This window comes from Vibrio ruber DSM 16370, from assembly GCF_900163965.1.
GTDB classification, from domain to species: domain Bacteria; phylum Pseudomonadota; class Gammaproteobacteria; order Enterobacterales; family Vibrionaceae; genus Vibrio; species Vibrio ruber.
In genome coordinates this window covers 40427-62326 of sequence record NZ_FULE01000025.1, presented here as the reverse complement: position 1 = coordinate 62326, position 21900 = coordinate 40427, and the positions used below count along the sequence as shown (strand labels likewise).

Genomic DNA, 21900 nt, shown 5'->3' with positions numbered 1-21900 from the left:
TGTATTATCGTTTATCGTTATTTCTGTCTTGTACGGCGGCGTTTAATTGGCTGAGCATCAGCGCCGTATCTGACCAGCTCAGGCATGGGTCAGTAATCGACATACCGTATGTCAGCTGCTCAAGCGAGGCTATCGGTTGCTGACCTTCTTCAATGAAACTTTCGGCCATAACCCCGGCAATTTGCTCACTGCCCCGACGAATCTGCTGACAAACATCTTCAGCAACCTTTAACTGACGTTTATGCTGTTTCTGGCAGTTTGCATGGCTGAAGTCAATGACAACCCGGGGAGACAGGTGGTGTGATTCTAATTGAGCACAAGCTTGTTGAACAGAGTGACTGTCAAAGTTCGGGCCGTTTTCTCCACCACGAAGAATGATATGGCCGTCGGGATTGCCACTGGTTCGATAAACGGTCATGCGGCCTTGCCTGTCAGGTGAATAAAAATAGTGGGATGCCTTCGCAGCTCTAATCGCATCAACTGCAACTTTGATATTACCGTTGGTGGCATTTTTAAAACCGACGGGGCAGGAGAGCGCAGAAGCCATTTCCCGGTGAATCTGAGACTCTGTCGTTCTGGCGCCGATGGCTCCCCAAGAGATCAGATCGGCAATATATTGACCGGTAATCATATCCAGAAATTCAGTGGCGGTTGGCAAGCCGAGTTGGTTAATCGCCAGTAAAACCTTCCGGGCTTTACTTAAACCTTCTTCGAGTGCATAGCGGCCATCCAGATACGGGTCAGTGATTAATCCTTTCCAACCGACGACCGTTCTCGGTTTTTCAAAATAAGTCCGCATGACAATCAATAAATTATCGGCATAGCGTTGGCGCAGGGTATTCAAACGTTGTGCGTAATCCAATGCAGCCTCTGGATCATGAATCGAACATGGCCCGGTGATGACTAAGAGCCGGTGATCCCGGCCCTGTAAAATAGCTTCGATTTCTTTACGACTTTGTGCGATGTGCTGGCCAACGGAAGCACTGACCGGAGACTGTGTGCGCAATTGTTCGGGCGTTGGCATATGCCCTAAAGGTTCTGTTCTTAATTCATCGGTTTTCATGGTCTGATTTTATTCCAGTTCGTTAGATGTAAGCTCTATCGGCTCAATCGCGACTATCTTGCTACGGTTGAGTACCACTTTCCAGCGATAGTACATGGGCTCATCAATATGATTGTCCTGTTTGATAATGAGATTAAACAGGTGGCGTTTTTCAATTTTTTCACGGCTGACTTGACCGTTGTTCAGGCGATAAACACGATAAGTATCTTTATCGAAAAGTCGCGTAATTTCACGAAAGTCAAAGTAGATCGTTTCACGGGTTTCTTCGTAACCGCTCATAAAGCGTGATGTTGACATTTCTGTTTCAGAGCGGTAGCTGATCACTTGTTCTTCCCGTTGAACAATCCGTTTCTTCCGAATACGTTGAATACGATCCGGAAGATTGCTAATCGACTGGTAATTCAACCACTCATATTTTTGTCCAATCTGGTTCCCCGTACTGGGATCGTAGTAACGTCTTTTCCATTTCGGTTTGCCTTTGCGGAGCCAGCGCCACAGCATATCTTTCAGATCATCTTTAAATATTTCTCTCAGTGCATAAATGAAAGACATGGCAACAATAAATGAAGCGGTAATCTCTCCCCAGTAATCACGGGCAAAAATAACGATAATAGTCACAAAAAGCATTACGAAACCAGTGGCGAGCCCTTTCACTGCCCGGCGGATATTATTGCCTAAGGCAATGGGGGTTTCCTTGAGAATGACCGGGTGCTCGATCAAACGACGTAACAGACGCATCTTATTACTAATCCGGGTGATATCCTGGGCTGCTTGTTCAGAGTTATAGTGATGCAGTGCCCGGTGAGCCTGCTCTTTTTCTGCCAGAATGATCAACCGGTCTTTAATGGTTTTGTACTCACTGTCCCGGGTTAAATGCGCGACCAGAGAAAGGAATTTTTGTTCGGTATACCAGGAGAGATAGTTATCGATATTGGTGTAGTACCGTTTGAGCGTCTCTTCATAGGGAATGGTTCGCCTGAGCCGGCGCAGAATATCTAACGTCAGTTCAACAACATTATCAATCTCAGTTTCAGTGACGTTGTCACTATCATGGAGCAGATTGCTGACCGCATTGTCGAGTGCCATTACATATTGGTAGGCAAACAGACTCAAACTAATACGATACTGAGTCGATGACAATCTGCCTCGCTGGGCAAGGCGGCTGTGAATCAACGGCAAGAGATGTTTATCGCTGTAATAGGCGCGTTTTTGGGTCAGGCAATTATGATACAGTTCGGTTTCGGCAATCAGGTCTTGATTGAGCCCGATCTCTCCCGGAACGAACAGATACATTTCCAGACTGGAAAGTTTACTCTTTGACATTGTATGGGATATTTTCAGCGTAATTGCATCATGCTTGCTAACCTTGATCAAACCTGTCCTCCGGTAAACACACCTATACCTGAATCACCATAGGGACATAAAATCCTGACGTTGACTGAGTATATAATTGTAAATGGTAGAGAAAGGATATCAGAGATCGCGTATAATCTCTGCAAATTTGAGATGAGACCTATTTGATGATTAATATTGGACAAATCAATCAGCTAGAGATTTTGCGGGAAACGGATTTTGGTGTGTTTCTCGATGCAAAAGATTATGGCACGGTGATGTTGCCGAAGAAGCTGATACGTCAGCCGGTTGAAGTCGGTGCATTCGTGGACGTTTTTTTATATTTCGATGCTGACAGTCAGCTCGCGGCCACAACAGAAACCCCGATTGCTTGTGTCGGAGAATGGGGGATGATGAAAGTCGTCGGCGTCAACAGCATTGGTGCCTTTGTCAATTGGGGAATCGAAAGTAAAGATTTATTGATTCCTTTTAGTGAACAACGCGGACGACTGACGGCCGAACAGTCTGTTTTGGTTTATGTCTATACAGATAAAGCGTCCGGCCGTATCGTCGGTACTACAAAATTCAATAAGTGGCTGGATAAAACGCCGGCAGATTACACGCCCAATGAGAAAGTTGATCTACTGGTCGCGGAACGCTCCGCTTTAGGATACAAAGTGATTATCAATGGCCAGCATTGGGGAATGTTGTTTCAGTCGGATGTTTTTGGCAAAGTTTTTGTCGGTAAGAGACTGAAAGGGTTTGTGAAGCAGATTCGTGATGATGGCAAAATTGATGTGTCTCTGCAAAAACTTGGCGTCGCCAAACTTGATGAGTTGAGTGGTAAAATTGTTGCTCAGCTCCGTCAAAAAGGCGGTTTTCTGCCTCTGGGGGATAAATCGTCACCTGAAGCCATTTTTGAAGCATTCCGAACCAGTAAAGGGACTTATAAGAAGACGATTGGTCAGCTTTATAAACAGGGAATAGTCGATATTGAAGCAAACGGTATCCGATTGATTCAGGATCCTCAGTAAATCATTGCACGCTGCGATCTTGCTGTAAAAATAAGCCCGAGACCAGTTTTTGGTATCGGGCTTTTTGTCTGTACCAGAGTGAGCAAAGCAAATGTCAGTACAGGACCTATCGGATAAAACCGCTCAGAACACGGGGAATTAAAACAAATTACCGTCTCTCACCAGCTCTCTTGGCAGGCCATTTTTAATCCGGTTGCCGACCCATTTCCCCAGTCCGAGAAACACGCCCTGATATTGGATCAGAACTTCGCCCTGACCGGTCGCTGTCTGTTCAGGACGAATATCTTTGCCCATAAACCATTGGCGGGCTTCTTCCCGGGAGAGTGTTATCGCCTTGGTTTCTTGTCCTGTTGTCAGTGCCGTCACAACCTGATGTTGCCAGCGATAACCTTTTTTATGAGATTCAGCCAGTTTAATGCCCATACGGGAGAATTTAAATTGGCCAATCATCGGCTCTAAAGCTTGTGGGAAAAGCCATACTTCATTATCGCGAAGCCAGATCTGACTCTGTGTCGGCAAATCGATATCCAGTGACTGTTTTAATGCCTGATTAATCGTCTGTTGCTGATTGAGGGTCGCTTTATTAAAAGGAAACTTGCCGAGCCGTTTTGTGACTTGAGGCGCCGGCACGGCAGCGGTCTTGCGAATCCGAGCGACAAAGAAGCCTTCACAATCATAAATTTGTGGGAAAATATGCAAGAAGCCTTCTTCGGTTAATGCCGATTCTGCCTGTGGGAAAAGCGATGCTAAGGACTCAAATGTGACGGCGTCACCGAAAGTTTGCTTCAGATGATGACAGACATGTTGGTTTTCTTCACGGCTCAGGGTACAGGTTGAATAAACCAGTATGCCGCCCGGCTTTAAAGCGTAGAAAGCACTTTCTATCAGCGCTTTTTGTGTTTGAGCAATTGCTGCAATCGATGCCGGGCTCCAGTTTTTCATCGCATCCGGATCTTTGCGCACGGTGCCTTCTCCGGAGCAAGGTGCATCAATTAATACTGCATCAAATTGTTCGGGAAGCCATTCACCGAAAACTCGGCCGTCAAATGTGGTCAGGGCACTGTTTCTGACGCCACAGCGTTCAATGTTGGAGTAGAGTGCTTTGGTTCGACTGGCTGAAAACTCATTGGCAACGACAATGCCTTGATTATTCATCAGGGCTGCAATCTGAGTGGTTTTGGAGCCCGGGGCTGCCGCCATATCCAAAACCGATTCAAAAGCCGTTTTCTGCTGATGAAATAGTGCACTGACCGGCATCATGGAACTGGCTTCCTGAATATAAAATAAGCCGGTCATATGTTCGAAAGTGTTGCCTATCGGTGTGGTGAAATCTTCTGGTTCAACCCAAAATCCCTCTGAACACCAAGGAATCGGGGTCAGGCGCCAGCCATTTTCTTTGGCTCGCTGACAAAAATCAGTGACCGATATTTTCAAGGTATTGACGCGAATACTCTTGCGCAGCGGGCGCTGACAGGCGGCAATAAAATCATCCATCGTCAGTTGTGATGGCAGTATCTGTTCGATCGTCCGCAGAAATTCATCCGGCAAATAAGTATTCGTGTGCAAAATAACTCTCTCAATTTAACGTTCAATTGCGGGGAAGCGCTGCATTATATACACAAGTCATATCAAGATACACAATCAGACGGGCTTTCCAACGTATTTGAAGGTGAGATCATGGCCGATTGATGCTGTAAACATTGCCTTAGCTATGGATGTATTTGCATCAATACAACATGAATGTTAGTTTTCGCTTGTATTATCAATCATTGAGCGATATACCGACTTGTTTTAAAGCGATTTTTACAATAATGATTGAACAGATTGCATGATAACGGAAAGATTTATGGAACTTGAACAGTATCGACTTTTAACCAAGCAGGCCGTGGCATTCATTGGTTCTGAAACCAATCTCGTGGCTAACTTAGCGAATTTATCCGCGCTGCTGAATATGGAAATGACCGACATCAATTGGGTTGGTTTTTACCTGTTAGAAGGTGATGAGCTCGTATTGGGGCCATTTCAGGGAAAACCTGCTTGTATTCGAATTCCTGTCGGACGAGGTGTCTGCGGAACAGCAATTGAGACCAACAGTGTACAACGGATTGCTGATGTCCATTCGTTTGATGGCCATATCGCCTGTGATGCCGATAGCCGTTCTGAGCTGGTGATTCCTTTTTCGATTAACGGTCAATTGAGAGGTGTACTGGATATTGACAGTCCGATTACAGGACGATTCTCTGAAGTTGACGAACAAGGTTTGACAGAAATGGTGAATCAGGTAGAAAAGCTGTTTAATTCACAGACTAACGAGACATTATTTGTAGTCTGACGGTGGTTTTTCCGATTCAGAACACTATAATACCCGAACATTGATATCTTCATGTCTTACGGAATGAAACCGTAATAACCAGGAACCCACATGGAAAACACTGAAAAGTTAAAAAACAGCAAAGAAGTTATTGCATATATTGCTGAATGTTTCCCAAAATGCTTCACTCTTGAAGGTGAAGCTCAGCCACTGAAAATTGGCATTTTTCAAGATCTTGTTGAACGTTTGGAAGGTGATCCGAAGGTGAGTAAAACTCAACTTCGTGCAGCGTTAAGACAGTACACCTCATCATGGCGTTATCTGCATGGCGTAAAACCCGGTGCTGAACGAGTTGACTTAGATGGGAATCCATGTGGTACATTAGAGCAAGAACATGTCGAACATGCCCAGAATACGCTGGCCGAGAGTAAGGCAAAAGTTCAGGCTCGACGCAAAGAAAAACAGAAACAAGAAAAGAACAATGCACAGCCTAAGACCAGAAAGCCAAATCCTAAGGCAAAAACTGCAAAACGTGCTCAGGAAAAAACTGTACAACCCCGGGCGTTGAATGCTGATGAACTAAGTGTAGGTCGTCAGGTCAAAGTCAACATGGGTAAAGGTAACATGGCTGCGACCATTGTTGAGATCAATAAGGAAGATGTGCGCGTACAGCTTGGAAATGGCCTGCAAATGGTCGTTAAAGCGGAGTACTTAAGCGCATAAAGGAGAACCTCCTACGCATGAAATGCCGTTCAAAACTGACATTAATTGCTGCTGGCCTTTGGCTGGCAGTCTCTTCTGTTCAAGCCTCTGCACCTTCAATCCGTGAATCGGATTTGCCTGTTCTTACTCCCGAAAGTCAACATTCGCTCGCCACGGAACGGGTCAAGAATAAGTTTGTTCAGTCTCACTATAAGCATATTTATCTGGATGATGCTTTTTCCAAAAAAATATTTCAGCGTTATCTTGGATTACTCGATTACAACCGTAATATTTTTACTCAGAAAGATATCGATGGGTTTAAACAGTGGTCGGTTGAATTGGATGACCAACTCAATTCAGGCAACGATCAAATCGCTTTTGACGTATATAACATCTCAGTTAAAAAGCGTTATGAACGATTTAAATATGCGCTTTCATTATTGGATCATGAAATAAAGTTTGATACCAAAGAATCGATTGAATTAGATCGTTCTAAAGAGGCATGGCCAAAGAATCAGCAGGAATTGGATGATTTATGGCGTAAGCGAGTGAAATATGATGCGTTGAATTTGAAACTGACCGGAAAGAAATGGCCGGAAATCAAAGAGACGCTGACGAAACGCTATAATAATGCGATCAAGCGCTTAACCCAGACTCATAGTGAAGATGTATTTCAACTATATATGAATGCTTTTGCGCGTCAGATCGATCCGCATACCAGCTATCTTTCTCCCCGCAGTGCCGAGCAGTTTAAATCAGAAATGAATCTGTCCCTCGAAGGGATTGGTGCTGTCTTGCAAATGACAGATGATTACACTGTGATTCGTTCATTGGTTGCTGGCGGCCCCGCGGATAAAAGTCACAAACTTGCTGAAGGTGACCGTATCATCGGTGTCGGTCAGGAAGGTAAGGCAATCGTTGATGTGATCGGCTGGCGTCTGGATGATGTGGTTCAATTGATCAAAGGGCCAAAAGGTACCGAGGTCAAGCTGCAAGTTCTGCCTGAAGGGAAGAACGCCAAAAGTCACATTGTCACAATTACACGAGATAAGATTCGTCTGGAAGACCGCGCAGTTAAATCAAAAGTTATTGAGCGGGATGGTAAGAAAATCGGGGTGCTTGAAGTCCCTAGTTTTTATGTCGGACTTTCCCGGGATACCGATAAATTGCTGACAGAATTTAAGAAGCAGCACATTGATGGTGTGATTGTTGATCTGCGTAATAACGGTGGTGGCGCTTTGACGGAAGCGACGGCATTAACTGGCTTGTTTATTAAAAAAGGGCCGGTTGTTCAGGTGCGTGACAGTCGTGGTCAAGTCAATATCAACAGTGATACGGATGGCAAGAGTAGTTATGACGGCCCTCTGACGGTATTGATTAATCGTTATAGTGCTTCGGCTTCTGAAATTTTTGCGGCAGCCATGCAAGATTATGATCGCGCGGTGATTCTCGGTGAAAACTCTTATGGCAAGGGAACCGTTCAGCAACATTACTCATTGAATAGTATTTATGATTTGTTCAGTGAACCACTGGGATACATTCAATATACTATTCAGAAGTTTTATCGCATCAATGGCGGGAGCACTCAGGATAAAGGCGTTGCCCCTGATATTGCATTCCCGACAGCCGTCGATCCGAGTGAGACTGGCGAAAGTGTTGAAGACAATGCGTTGCCTTGGGATAGTATTGGCCGTGCTGATTACAGCCAAGTTCATCACTATCAGAAGCTGATTCAGACGCTACAAAAACGCCATGAAAAACGCATTGCTAAAGACATGGAGTTTCAGTTTATCGAGCAAGATATTGCCAAGTATAAACAGGAGAAAGAGGGTGAAAATTGGCTTTCTCTGAATGAAGCTGTCAGACGTCAGGAAATGGAAACTGAGGATGCGTTGAAATTAAAACGGATCAATCTGCGTCAGAAGCAAGCAGGCAAAAAGCCTTACGCCAAGTTAGAAGATGTGCCGAAGGACTATGTCGCTCCGGATGCTTATTTGGATGAAGCTGTCGCAATCACTGTTGATATGGTCAAGATTGGTGCTTAATTTCATCTTTTGATTTTAGCTTAGACAAACGCGCTTTTTACAAGCGCGTTTTCTTTTTTGTCTGCTTTTAGATCGCCTGTCATTGTCTTCCTTGCTCTGTTAGTAAATGATGGAATTGTTCGCTTTATCAATATATGGATTCTAAGCTTAAAGAAAAAAGTGAGGAGTCTGTCTGATGCGAAATGTGAAATGGTATGTTGCCATCCTCAGCTTCGTGTGTTCCGGTAGCGGGTTTACTACTAGTCACAAGAATGATCTCACTCAGTTTGATTTTCCCTTTTTGGTCGGGGAGTGGTATCTGGTTAATCCGGATCCCGACGACCCGCATCAAGATTTTATGTCCATCCATTTGACGCTGAGTTCCAGTTACACATTTGCTGTTCAGGTTAAAAAGCGTGATAGTTCCGTTGAATATTGGGAAGGTGGATATGCAGTCAGTCAGAATACATTAATGCTCGGTACCCACAGTATGGAGCCACAAACTTATGTCTATCAAACCACCCATAATCGGCTCATGTTAAATGGTGTGACTTTCTTCAAAGCGCTTTCACGCTCTTTGGTCGGCTACTGGCAAAGTGATCACCTATCGGGAACGGAGTTAGATGTGATTGGGGTGACACAAATGCAATTGATTCTCCAACCGGATTTTTTATTTTTTATCCGTTCTGTTGACGGACAGGGTAATGAAGCCGTTCACCGTGGTGTCTATTATACCGAAAATGACCATCTGGTTTTACTGTATGAGCAGGGGGAACACGATACCCGTTTTCAGGTTAATGCCGATCAGCTGACAGTCAATTTTGAAAACGGAGCGATGGTCGCAGTACTGAACCGGGTTCAGTGAGTCCGGGAACGAACTGTTCAGTATGGAACCGATTAAATCACAATGAGATAACCAAGCTGTGTATCTTCGGATTAATCTCGCTCCGGTCATTGAGATTAATACAAGAATCGCCTAGAGTAGCTCTATCTATAGGCGTGAAAGACGTTCTATATCTCTGACAAAATCTATTTCCGCATGTTCTGGAAAAGTTTTATATCGTTAACGTAAAAGGATTCAAGATGGCAAGTATGCTTCAAGCCAAGTATCGTAAAGATTATCAATCGCCTTCTCATACGATCACTGATCTCAATCTCACATTTGATCTTCACGAAAATCAAACCCGCGTCGTTGCGGTTTCTCAGGTGAAACAGTTACAAGAAAGCAATCAGTTGATACTCGATGGAGAAGATATTGAATTGGTGAGTGTTCAGGTTAACCAGCAATTGTGGACAGACTACCGGATTGTCGAAGCTGGTTTAGAATTGAATAATCTCCCGACTCAATTTGAATTACAAATAGAGACGCTGATTAATCCGGCAGAAAATACTGCATTGGAAGGATTGTATTTATCTGACGGTGCATTCTGCACACAATGTGAAGCTGAAGGGTTCCGCAGAATTACTTATTATCTTGACCGGCCTGATGTACTGGCACGTTATACCACAACAATTATAGCGCCACAGAATTATCCTTATCTGCTCAGTAACGGGAATAAAGTTGCCCAAGGAACAACTGATGAGGGGAAATCCTGGGTTCGCTGGGAAGATCCACATCCGAAACCATCATATTTGTTTGCGCTGGTGGCCGGTGATTTTGATGTGCTTCGCGATTCTTATCAAACTGTATCTGGCCGGGATGTTACGCTTGAAATTTTTGTTGATAAAGGCAATTTAGACCGGGCACACCACGCGATGCGTTCGCTTATCAATGCAATGAAGTGGGATGAGGAGCGATTCGGGCTGGAATATGATCTCGACATCTACATGGTCGTGGCTGTCGATTTCTTTAATATGGGGGCGATGGAGAATAAAGGATTAAATGTCTTTAACTCTAAATTCGTTTTAGCCAATGACCAGACGGCCACAGATACTGATTATCTCGGAATTGAGTCGGTGATTGGTCACGAGTATTTTCATAACTGGACCGGGAACCGTGTTACGTGCCGGGATTGGTTCCAGCTCAGTCTGAAAGAAGGGTTGACTGTTTTCCGTGATCAAGAGTTCTCTTCTGATTTGGGCTCCCGGGCTGTGAATCGCATTCATAATGTTCGGATTATTCGTGGGCCACAGTTTGCCGAAGATGCTTCACCGATGTCACATCCGATTCGTCCGGAACAAGTGATAGAGATGAATAACTTCTATACCTTGACGGTCTATGAAAAAGGCAGTGAAGTGATTCGGATGATTCATACATTGCTCGGTGAAAGTAATTTCCAGAAAGGGATGAAGCTTTACTTCGAACGCCATGATGGTACGGCTGCAACGTGCGAAGATTTCGTTGCTGCAATGGAAGATGCGTCGGGTGTTGATTTACAGCAATTCCGTTTGTGGTACAGCCAATCGGGAACACCGGAACTTCATGTGAGTGGTGTTTATGATCAAGATGCACAAACCTTTACTTTATCAGTGAAACAACACACACCACCGACGGCCGATCAAAAAGAAAAGCAGCCACTGCACATTCCTTTTGCTATCGAACTCTACGATGCCGAGGGAAATATTTTTGAGTTACGCTGTAACGGTGAAAAAGTATCTGATGTATTGAATGTTACCCAAGGTGAACAGACATTTGTGTTTGAATCGATTACCAGTGAGCCGGTTCCTTCACTGCTGAAAGAATTTTCAGCTCCCGTAAAATTGGTTTATGACTATCAGGATGAAGCGTTAGCATTTTTGATGATACATGCGAGAAATGAATTTGCTCGCTGGGATGCCGGACAGATGCTTATTGCTAAATATATCCGTGCCAATATTGAGCGAGTGCAACAGGGACAATCAGTGGCGTTGCCTGAATCGGTGATGGATGCTTTCCGTGGGGTATTGCTTGACCCGTCTTTGGAACATGAATTTATTGCCGAAATGTTGGCATTGCCAAATCATAATGAAGTGTCAGGTTGGTTTGAAACCGTTGATGTCGATGCTATCTCAGTGGTGCTGAAAGCGATCAAACTTGCTTTAGCGCAATCGTTACAAGATGAATTCTCTGCATTTTATCACTCGTTGAAGCAAAATGAGTATACGATTGAGCACGCCGCAATTGGTCAACGTTCGCTGAGAAATACCTGTTTATCCTATTTAGCATTGACAGAGCAAGGTGATGAATTGGTACGCCGGCAATACCAAAATGCCAACAATATGACCGATACAATCGCGGCAATGACTGCGGCCAATCAGGCTGAGCTGCCTTGTCGGGAAACATTGATGTCTGACTATAGCAGTCAGTGGAAACATGATGGTCTGGTGATGGATAAATGGTTTGCGTTACAAGGTACGAATCCGGCTGATGACGCATTAACGGTGATTCAGCAAACAATGAGTCATCAAGCATTTACGCTGAAAAACCCGAATCGCATCCGGAGTCTGATCGGTTCATTCCTGAATCAGAACCCTGCGCATTTTCATGACAAGTCCGGTAGTGGTTACCGTTTTGCCGGTGAAATATTACAGCAACTCAATACGACCAACCCGCAAGTTGCTTCGCGTTTAATTGATCCGTTACTGAAATATAAACGTTATGATGAAGCTCGTCAGAAACTGATGAAGCAAGAGTTAGAAGCGTTGCTCAGTATGGATAATTTAGCGAAAGATTTATATGAAAAAGTCACCAAAGCTCTGGAAGCTTAGTTGTATTATCATTGGTTAAAATGAGGAAAGACCGTGGCTTGGCCACGGTCATCGTTTGCTACGGTCATTGTTCACTGATGAAATATTTTTATTTTTCGATTTATATTCCTTATCAGGAATATCTTGCACATTACTCCGGTTCCGCCAGTCATCTTGTGGTGAAAACGGATAATGGACTGACACTGCAACTCCCCGCGACACATTTTCGTCCTTATTTGACTCAGTTTGGTTTGAAGGGCAGATTCCGGCTCACCACTGATGCCCAATATAAATTCCAGCGCCTCGAATTAATTTGACATTTACGCAACACATTTTCTCTTTTGTGATGCGAATTAGTTAATTTTTATTAAAATTACTTCACAATTCAGTTGTTTGTTTTACAAAAATATTCTCTTGAACGCATAAACTAATAAGAATAACAGGTAATCCAGTAATAGATGAGGTTTCTATGGGCTCCCGCGATACATTACAGCCAGTTTTAGTCGAGAAAGTATACCAACTGATTCAGTCGAAATTAGATTCTGAGCAACATTCGGTCGTGAAGCAGTTAGCGCAGCATCTTTTTAATAACGTGTCACAGGATGACCTGATTGATCGAACGGAGTCCGATCTTTATGGTGCGGTGATTAGCCTTTGGCATCATTTGAATGAAGCCAAAGTCACAGAACAATCCGTCAAAGTTTTTAACCCGGTGGTCAGCAAACACGGATGGCAATCGACGCATACAATTATTGAAATCGTTGTTCCCGATACGCCTTTTCTGGTTGATTCCATCAAAATGGTGTTGAACCGTCTTGATCTGGCTTGTCATATTATGTTGCATGGTCCTGCTCAGATTCAGCGTGATGAGAATAATAAAATTATCACCATTGGTCAGCGTGAGGGCGAATTACATTCGATGTTTCACATCGAGGTGGATCGATTAACCGATAGCCAAAAAATAAAACACCTGCGTGATGAAGTCAGCCGGGTGATCGCTGATACGGGATTGGTTGTCAGGGACTGGTTGCCGATGGTCGAACAACTGAATCGTGTCATTCAGCAACTAGAAAAACAGCGGAAGCAACTACCGGTTGATGAAGGGCGCTTCTCAGAAACCATTGAATTTTTACGTTGGTTGGCCAACCATAATTTCACCTTTATGGGCTACAAAGAGTACGACTTGATCGATACCTCGGAAGGCGGGGAACTGAGACCGACCGACGATGCCGGACTGGGGCTTTTTTCCAATCCAAAGCGGGTAAGAGGAGTCAAGCTCTCAGATTTTTCTGATTCAGCGCGCTTAGAGGCAACCAAACCATTCTTATTGATCATGACCAAAGGGAATGGTCAGTCCCGGATCCATCGTCCGGCTTATACCGACTATATCGGGATCAAAAAATTTGATAAAAACGGCAAAGTGATCGGGGAACATCGTTTTACGGGTTTGTACACTTCAGCGGTTTATAACCAAACCGTCGAAAGTATCCCGTTGATCCGTGATAAAGTCGACCGGATCCTTGCTGCCAGCGGTTATCGTGAGGGCGCTTATTCGTATAAAGCGTTGCACAATATTCTTGAAAATTATCCGCGGGATGAACTGTTACAAGCCAATGAGGAAGAGTTACTCGAAGTCGGCATGGGCGTGGTTCAGATGCAGGATCGGGATCTGTTACGGCTATTTGTTCGCAAAGATCCATTCGGACGTTTCTTTAGTTGTATGGTTTATGTCGCGAGAGATCGGCATACGACAGAGCTGAGAAAGAAAACTCAAGCGGTACTTGCTGATTATTTTGGCTCCAAACAACCGGTGGATTACACCGTGTATTTCTCTGAGAGCCCGTTAGCCCGGACACATTACATTGTGCGGGTTGATAACAACAATATGGATGTTGATGTGAAAAGAATAGAGCAGAACCTGATGGAAGCATCCACCAGTTGGGATGATCGATTATCTGAAGCCATTGTTGCCAATTTGGGTGAGAGTAAAGGATTACCGCTTTCAAAAGAGTATATGCGATCTTTTCCGCGATCTTATAAAGAAGCCATGATGCCAAGTACGGCTGTTGCGGACATTGAGCGGCTGGAGTCTTTAAGTGAATCACATAAATTAGATATGCTGTTCTATCGCCCACAGGAAGAAGATCGTCACTCCAAAGTGGTTAAACTGAAACTCTATCATCGGGATGAACCGATCCATTTGTCCGATGTCATGCCAATGCTCGAAAATCTCGGACTGCGGGTGATTGGTGAGTCTCCTTATGAGGTTGATAAAACGAACGGCCAGACTTACTGGATTCTCGACTTCTCCATGTTGCATAAAACTGACATGGCGATTGATATTCGTGAATCACGAGATCGTTTCCAACAGGCTTTTGCTGCGATCTGGCGCGGAGAGCTCGATAATGACGGATTTAACCGTTTGGTACTGAGCGCTTCACTGACGGGAAGAGAAGTCTCTATTCTGAGAGCTTATGCCCGGTATATGCGGCAAGTCGGGTTCCCGTTCAGCCAACAATATATTGAAGATACACTGAATCACTATCCGAATCTGGCCAAAGGTCTCGTCGGCTTATTTACCGTGCGCTTCAATCCGGCTCTGGATGAGCAAAAACGGATTCGGGCATTTGAGAAGCTGGTGCATGAACTTTCAGCCCAACTTGAAGATGTTGAAAGCCTTGATGATGACCGGATTTTGCGGCGTTATATGGAAATGATTCAGGCCACACTACGAACCAATTACTTCCAGACTGATGAACAAGGGCAGCCCAAGCCTTGGTTGTCGATGAAACTGAGCCCGCGTGACATCCCCGATATTCCTGCTCCGGTACCCGCTTATGAGATTTTTGTTTATGCGCCGGATGTTGAAGGTGTCCATTTACGGGGGGGCAAAGTTGCCCGGGGGGGATTACGTTGGTCAGATCGGCTGGAAGACTACCGAACCGAAATTCTGGGATTGGTGAAAGCCCAGCAAGTCAAGAATACCGTTATTGTTCCGGTGGGAGCGAAAGGCGGCTTCATCTGTAAGAAACAGTATTTGTTCAGTAACCGCGATGAAATTTTTGCGGAAGGACAACGGTGTTATCGCCAGTTTATTCAGGGATTACTGGATATCACGGACAATATTCAAGAAGGGGAAGTAGTACCGCCGGCTCATGTAGTTCGTCATGACCCTGATGATCCATATCTGGTTGTTGCGGCAGATAAAGGAACGGCAACATTTTCTGATATCGCCAACGCTGTTTCACAGGCCTATGACTTCTGGCTAGGGGATGCATTTGCATCCGGTGGTTCGAATGGCTACGACCACAAAGCGATGGGTATCACCGCCAAAGGTGGCTGGGAATCAGTTAAACGCCATTTCCGTGAGTTAGGTGTGGATTGTCAGACCTCTGAATTTACTGCTATTGGGATCGGTGATATGGCCGGTGACGTGTTTGGTAACGGTATGTTGTTATCGCAACATACGCGTTTGCTCGCCGCTTTCAACCATCTGCATATTTTCTTGGATCCCGATCCGGATCCTGCACGAAGCTGGCAGGAACGGGATCGTTTATTTAAATTACCCAGATCATCATGGGAAGATTATGATCAGAAACTGATCTCAAAAGGTGGTGGGATCTTCTCGCGCAAGGCGAAATCAATCACACTGTCACCGGAAGTTCGTACCATGCTGCAAACGGATCAAAAACGGCTGGCGCCGAATGATTTGATCCGTTTAATCCTGAAAATGGATGTCGATTTACTGTGGAATGGCGGAATCGGTACTTATGTGAAGGCGGCTAAGGAAACGGATGCTGACGTCGGTGACCGGGCTAACGATGCTGTGAGAATTAATGGTGCTGATTTGCAGGCTAAAATTGTCGGTGAAGGCGGTAACCTTGGAATGACCCAGTTAGGACGCATCGAATATTCCCTGAAAGGCGGACGAATCAATACTGATTTTGTCGATAATGTCGGTGGTGTTGATTGTTCGGATAATGAAGTCAATATTAAGATCTTCCTCAACACCTTGGTTGCTCATGGTGAGTTGACCATGAAGAAGCGTAATCAGTTACTACAATCCATGCAGGATGAAGTCGGAGAGATTGTGCTTGCCGATGCTTACCAGCAGGCTGAGTCAATTTCAGTGGCAGAAGTGCAGGGAGTATCTCAGGTTAAAGAGCAGATCCGCTTTATTCATGCACTTGAAAAGAGTGGTGCTTTGGATCGGGCGCTGGAATACCTGCCTGATGATGAAACACTCTTGGAGCGCGAAAAACAGGAAGTCGGGCTGACTCGCCCTGAACTTTCCGTGCTGATTGCTTACGCAAAAATGGTCTTGAAAGAACAACTGGCCGATGAAAGGATAGCCAGTGACAGCTACCATGCTGAGCAGTTGATTCAATACTTCCCTTCTGAGTTACGCCGTAACTATCGTGAGTTGCTACCGACCCACCCATTGCGGATAGAAATCATTGCAACAGCACTGGCGAATCAGATGGTCAATGAAATGGGCTGTAATTTTGTCTCTCGTTTGCAGGATGAAACCGGAGCCGGTGTCGTTGAGATAACCAATGCTTATTGTGCGGCCCGGGATATTTATAATCTTGACCATATTATGGAAAAAATCCGGGTACTGGATAATCAGGCCACAACCGCAGCACAATATGAAGTGCTGGGAGTTGTCCGGCGGTTTTTAAGACGTTTGTCCCGTTGGATTCTCCGTAATCATATGGGTAAAAAATCGGTCAATGAACTGATTGAACTTTATAAAGATGATGTACAACAAATCGCGGCTCATCTGAATGAGGTTCTGGTCGGCAGAGAAATCAGTGATCATGATGCACTTGCCAACCGTTGGATCGGACAGGGGATTGAGGAAGAGATGGCACGTTATGTTTCCCGGCTTTCCAGTCTCAATTCTGCACTGGATATTTGTATTGTCGCCAGAGAGAAAGGGATTACGGTGCAGCAAACGGCGAAATTGTATTTCCATCTCGGTGTCCGGTTATCGCTCCATTGGTTCCTGGAGCAAATCAATCATCAGGCCGTTGACAATAACTGGCAAGCTTTGGCCCGGGCTGCATTCAGAGAAGATCTTGACTGGCAACAGCGTCAGTTAACATCTCAGGTACTTTCCTGTGGTTGTCTCGGGGATTCATTTGATGAGATTGAACTATTGGAACAATGGATCGAAGCGAATCAGACAACTCTGCAACGGTGGGAAAATATTCTCAACGAGTTTAAAGTCGGTGCTGTTCATGAATTTGCCAAATTCTCAGTGGCACTCAGGGAACTGACACTATTAAATTTGAATTGTGCGGCAAATGAGTAAATAATAATGCCCCGTTTGTACGGGGCTTTTTTCTTTCGGAGGCACAATGCTTTACCGTATCGCCAGAAGTGGCTTTTTCCAGTTAGATGCCGAAAAGGCACATGATCTTGCAATTCAAAACTTTAAACGTTTCACCGGTACACCTCTCGATCTCCTTTACCGTCAGCATTTACCGCATCGTCCGGTTGAATGCATGGGTCTGACGTTCAAAAACCCGGTCGGATTGGCGGCAGGGCTGGATAAAAACGGAGAATGTATCGATGCATTTGGTGCGATGGGATTTGGTTTTGTCGAAGTCGGCACTGTCACACCAAAACCACAACCCGGGAATGATAAACCCCGACTGTTCCGGCTGGTGGAAGCGGAAGGGATTATTAATCGTATGGGGTTTAATAACCAAGGGGTTGATCAACTCATCGAAAATGTCAAAAAGGCTAACTATGATGGTGTTTTGGGGATCAATATTGGTAAGAATAAAGATACACCGATCGAGAAAGGATCTGATGATTACTTGATCTGTATGGAAAAAGTCTATCCATATGCCGGATATATTGCCGTCAATATCTCATCACCGAATACACCGGGGCTACGTTCGTTGCAGTATGGAGAAGCGTTGGATGAATTACTGACGTTATTAAAAGCAAAGCAAGCCGAATTAGCGAAGCAGCACGATAAATATGTGCCGCTTGCATTAAAAATAGCACCTGATTTAAGCGATGATGAATTAGAACAGATCTGTCAATCCTTGCTTCGTAATAATATCGACGGGGTAATTGCAACCAATACGACTTTGGATCGTTCAATCGTAACGGGGATGAAACACGCTACTGAAGCGGGAGGGTTGAGCGGGCGTCCTGTACAACTCAGAAGTACTGAAGTGATTCGCAAGTTATATCAGGAATTGGGAGAACAGATTCCGATCATTGGTGTCGGCGGGATTGATTCCTATGTGTCCGCGAAAGAAAAATTGCTAGCCGGTGCTAAATTGGTGCAGGTCTACACTGGTTTTATTTACCATGGGCCTGGTCTAGTAAGAGACATCGTCAAAAATTTATAGTGATTTGACAATATTGAGCTGATTTGCACCAAATTAGCCTGAAATTATCGAGAGGAAATGAGATTTCATTTCCTCTTTTTTTTTCTCTTTTCACTTTTAGAATGGTATTGATTACGTTGGTAAACCTGCTCTGACAGGGCACGAGTATCATAAATGAACCGCATGAAAAGAGTCGTAATATGCTAAAACCGAGTGACAAATGGAACTGGTATTTTTGTGACAGAGAAGGCTACTTAATGCTCGATTTGGGAAATGAGATGGTTTTTAAAACCCTTTTACCCAAAAAATTGCTTGTTACTTGCGCTTTTACTTCTGGTCAGTTCACCGTTGATGATGCCAGTGATTACCAAGTGTTTAGAGAGAGCGTTGAGTATCTGGACTTGTCGGAACCAAGAAAAGTGGAATTGATTCTAAACTGTGTTGCAGCGAAAAGATTTCATAAACCGGTTCAGCCGAAAAGTTGGTTCTTTGATATCCAGAATACTGAAACTGTCCCACATGTCGGGGACATTATCCAGCTGAAGAACCGGATGAACGCAGGCCGATTTATTGTTCTGGAAGTGGGTGAATATGCCAGTTTATGCGCCAGCATTGAACTTGAAGCATTTACACTTGCTCCGGGTAAAGAACTCACATATGGTCAGGCTATCAAAGTGATGCATGATCGTATGGAGTACGTGAACCTAGGTTCACAACCAGTAGCCTTAGTTGGCTAGTGATTTCCATTCGTATTTTGTTCCTTTTTTTATTTCCCATCGGCTGAAAGGCCGATTTTTTTTGTCTGATATTCTCTCCCTTCCATGAAGTTGGATATCTCAACTGTGAGATTCATCCATAAATTTCGATAAATTTATCACCAATGCGGTGATGATAACCCCTACAGTGATGACCTTTTTAAGATAGAAGTTCCTCTTTTTGTCTGTTTTTGTAATTAATTTACATTGTAAATAGGGTTCTGGTATAGACCAATTTATAAGTGAATAAATACTCACTTACTGGGAAAGTGTTGATATATAAGGAAGTGAAAAATGAAGATTTTCAGAGTAGAAAAAGAAAAATTCCGTGGTTTGATTTACCCAAATAGTCGAATGTCAGGTATAATTGCGAACCAATTTTCAGAGTATAAAGACCAACGATGCATCAGTATTTAGCCACGACTTCAATCGGACTTGAGAATTTATTAGCAGAAGAGTTGAACCGTTTAGGTGTCAGTGACACCCAAGTCGTTCAGGCCGGTGTCCGGTTCCGCGCCAGCAATGAACTTATTTATCGTTGTTGTCTTTGGAGCAGAATTGCTTCACGTTTTATCCGAATTCTTTCCGAATTTTCGTGTCAGGATGATATGGATCTTTATCTCTCAGCATCAGCCATCCGGTGGAGTGATTACTTACAGCCATCGGGAACGTTGATTGTTGACTTTAACGGTACCAATCAATCGATCCGCAATAGTCAGTACGGCGCTGTGAAAGTAAAAGATGCGATCGTTGATCATTTTACGAAAGGAAACTTACCTCGACCAATGATCAGTAAAGATCGTCCGGATCTTCGGGTGCATGTACGGCTTAATAAAGAAAAAGCAATCATGGGGATCGATATGGTTGGCGGAAGTCTGCATATCAGAGGCTACCGAACCGAAGCCGGCGCTGCACCGTTGAGAGAAACCCTTGCCGCTGCAATGATTATGCGCAGTGGTTGGCAGGGTGATGTTGCGCTGCTGGATCCGATGTGTGGATCCGGTACGATCGTGATTGAAGCTGCGATGATCGCCGCAGGGATCGCCCCTGGTATCAAACGATCTCACTGGGGATTTCAGTCTCTGCCTGATTATGAGCCGGAGATTTGGACACAAGTTAAAACACAAGCCACTGTTCAGTCGAAAAAGGGAATCAAACAAGTTTCTGTGCCGATTTATGGTTATGACTATGATGAGAAGATGCTGAATTTGGCAAAAGAAAACGCGCGTCGTGCCGGTGTTCGTGATCTGATCGAGTTTCAGTCAATGGATGCTACAAAGTTACAGTGTCCGGCATCTTTTCAGACGGGTTTAATTATTTCTAATCCACCTTACGGTGAGCGGTTAGGGACGGAGCCAAGTCTGATTGCATTGTATGCTTCGCTAGGTGCGCAACTGAAATCTGAGTTTGGCGGATGCAAGGCGATGTTTCTTTCCAGTTCTGATGAGTTATTAAGCTGTCTGCGGATGCGGGCTGATAAACAATTCAAAATGAGAAATGGTTCGTTACCTTGTCACTTAAAATTTTATTCTATTGCTGAGCGGGATGAGTCCCAGCGGCAGTCGGCAACTCAGGAAGTTGCTGCCGATTTTGCTAATCGTTTACGCAAGAATATTGCAAAAATCTCAGTATGGGCGAAGCGAGAACAACTTGATTGCTATCGCGTCTATGATGCCGACCTTCCGGACTATAATGCTGCGATTGATGTGTATGGTGACCATGTTGTCATACAGGAGTATGCGGCACCAAAATCGATTGCACCGGAGAAGGCCAAACGACGTCTGACCGATATGATCCGGGCTACAACGCAGGTAATGGATGTCGATGCGAATCATATTGTCCTGAAAGTGCGGGAAAAACAGAAAGGACATACGCAGTATCAGAAAATGTCCACCAAAGCCAAAACTTCACAAGTACAGGAATATGGTGTTCAGTTTATTGTCAATTTATATGATTATCTCGATACAGGGCTGTTTCTCGATCACCGCTTAACGCGCCGGCGTCTGGGAGAAATGGCAAAAGGGCGTGATTTTCTTAATTTGTTCGCTTATACCGGGACAGCAACGGTTCATGCAGCTTTAGGCGGGGCAAAATCAACCACAACGGTTGATATGTCGAAAACCTATCTGGAGTGGGCGAAAGATAATATGGCTCTGAATAAGCAGATAGGGCGGCAACATCGCTACGAGCAAGCCGATTGTCTGCAATGGCTTGAACAAGCCAAAGGCCAGTATGATTTAATTTTTATTGATCCCCCGACATTCTCGAATTCGAAACGTATGGCAGGGACATTTGATGTCCAGCGGGATCACATCCATTTAATGCAACATCTGAAGCGTATTCTGCGTCAGGATGGTGTAATCGTGTTCTCCAATAATAAGCGGCAGTTTAAGATGGATATGGAAGGGATGAGTGCATTGCAGCTCTCTGCAGAGAATATCTCATCACAAACACTGCCTTTAGATTTTAAACGGCATCAGCAGATCCATAACTGTTGGATCATTCGTCATTGCGAAGCTGATTCGGAATAATTGATATATTGCTTCATTTCCCGATAGCATACAGTTCAGTAATTTACTTCGTTGAGCAGACTGACCGAAAGTCAGCCTGCTTTGTCAATGAATGGCTACGACTGAAAATAATACAAGTTTAACTTGAGT

At 44.4% G+C, this 21900-nt stretch carries 14 protein-coding genes; 11 read left to right on the top strand and 3 right to left on the bottom strand.

The genetic code is table 11. The annotated features are described in order from the left end of the window. Positions 1–4 precede the first annotated feature (4 nt). Positions 5–1063 carry a 3-deoxy-7-phosphoheptulonate synthase gene (locus VR7878_RS08930; protein WP_077335392.1) on the bottom strand — a complete coding sequence of 353 codons (1059 nt, stop codon included), beginning with the start codon at positions 1061–1063 and terminating at the stop codon, positions 5–7. Positions 1064–1072: 9 nt separating this feature from the next. Next, positions 1073–2437 carry a hypothetical protein gene (locus VR7878_RS08925; RefSeq protein WP_077335390.1) on the bottom strand — a complete coding sequence of 455 codons (1365 nt, stop codon included), beginning with the start codon at positions 2435–2437 and terminating at the stop codon, positions 1073–1075. 146 nt (positions 2438–2583) lie between these two features. Between VR7878_RS08925 and VR7878_RS08920 the strand changes: the two genes are divergently transcribed. Further along, positions 2584–3429: a CvfB family protein gene (locus VR7878_RS08920; protein WP_077335388.1), complete on the top strand. Its 846-nt coding sequence runs from the start codon at positions 2584–2586 to the stop codon at positions 3427–3429. Positions 3430–3567: 138 nt separating this feature from the next. On the opposite strand, the gene rsmF is transcribed toward VR7878_RS08920, so the two are convergent. After that, complete coding sequence (rsmF, locus tag VR7878_RS08915; protein ID WP_077335386.1) at positions 3568–4995, bottom strand: 16S rRNA (cytosine(1407)-C(5))-methyltransferase RsmF; 1428 nt, start codon at positions 4993–4995, stop codon at positions 3568–3570. A 280-nt stretch (positions 4996–5275) separates the two neighbouring features. On the opposite strand from rsmF, the gene msrC reads away from it, so the two are divergent. The 10 genes from msrC (at position 5276) to rlmKL (ending at position 21771) form a co-directional block, all read left to right on the top strand. Continuing rightward, complete coding sequence (msrC, locus tag VR7878_RS08910; RefSeq protein ID WP_077335384.1) at positions 5276–5761, top strand: free L-methionine (R)-S-oxide reductase MsrC; 486 nt, start codon at positions 5276–5278, stop codon at positions 5759–5761. 90 nt (positions 5762–5851) lie between these two features. Further along, on the top strand, positions 5852–6463 hold the full coding sequence (gene proQ, locus VR7878_RS08905) for an RNA chaperone ProQ (RefSeq protein ID WP_077335382.1): 612 nt from the start codon (positions 5852–5854) through the stop codon (positions 6461–6463). Between the two features lie 17 nt (positions 6464–6480). Further along, a complete protein-coding gene (gene prc / locus VR7878_RS08900) occupies positions 6481–8487 on the top strand; it encodes a carboxy terminal-processing peptidase (protein WP_077335380.1) in 2007 nt (668 codons plus the stop codon). 184 nt (positions 8488–8671) lie between these two features. Continuing rightward, the gene (locus tag VR7878_RS08895) at positions 8672–9331 is read left to right on the top strand and encodes a hypothetical protein (protein ID WP_139344062.1); all 660 of its coding nucleotides are present in this window, start codon (positions 8672–8674) and stop codon (positions 9329–9331) included. Positions 9332–9549: 218 nt separating this feature from the next. Further along, the gene (gene pepN / locus VR7878_RS08890; protein ID WP_077335376.1) at positions 9550–12153 is read left to right on the top strand and encodes an aminopeptidase N; all 2604 of its coding nucleotides are present in this window, start codon (positions 9550–9552) and stop codon (positions 12151–12153) included. 77 nt (positions 12154–12230) lie between these two features. Further along, on the top strand, positions 12231–12449 hold the full coding sequence (locus tag VR7878_RS08885) for a DUF2835 domain-containing protein (RefSeq protein ID WP_077335466.1): 219 nt from the start codon (positions 12231–12233) through the stop codon (positions 12447–12449). Positions 12450–12601: 152 nt separating this feature from the next. Then, positions 12602–17449 carry an NAD-glutamate dehydrogenase gene (locus tag VR7878_RS08880; protein ID WP_077335374.1) on the top strand — a complete coding sequence of 1616 codons (4848 nt, stop codon included), beginning with the start codon at positions 12602–12604 and terminating at the stop codon, positions 17447–17449. Positions 17450–17495: 46 nt separating this feature from the next. Then, entirely contained in the window at positions 17496–18506 is a 1011-nt protein-coding gene (gene pyrD, locus VR7878_RS08875) for a quinone-dependent dihydroorotate dehydrogenase (protein ID WP_077335372.1), read from the top strand. 179 nt (positions 18507–18685) lie between these two features. Further along, positions 18686–19222, top strand: coding sequence for a cell division protein ZapC (locus VR7878_RS08870; protein ID WP_077335370.1), 537 nt, complete (start codon positions 18686–18688; stop codon positions 19220–19222). Between the two features lie 419 nt (positions 19223–19641). Beyond that, complete coding sequence (rlmKL, locus tag VR7878_RS08865; RefSeq protein WP_077335368.1) at positions 19642–21771, top strand: bifunctional 23S rRNA (guanine(2069)-N(7))-methyltransferase RlmK/23S rRNA (guanine(2445)-N(2))-methyltransferase RlmL; 2130 nt, start codon at positions 19642–19644, stop codon at positions 21769–21771. The last annotated feature ends 129 nt before the right edge of the window (positions 21772–21900 follow it).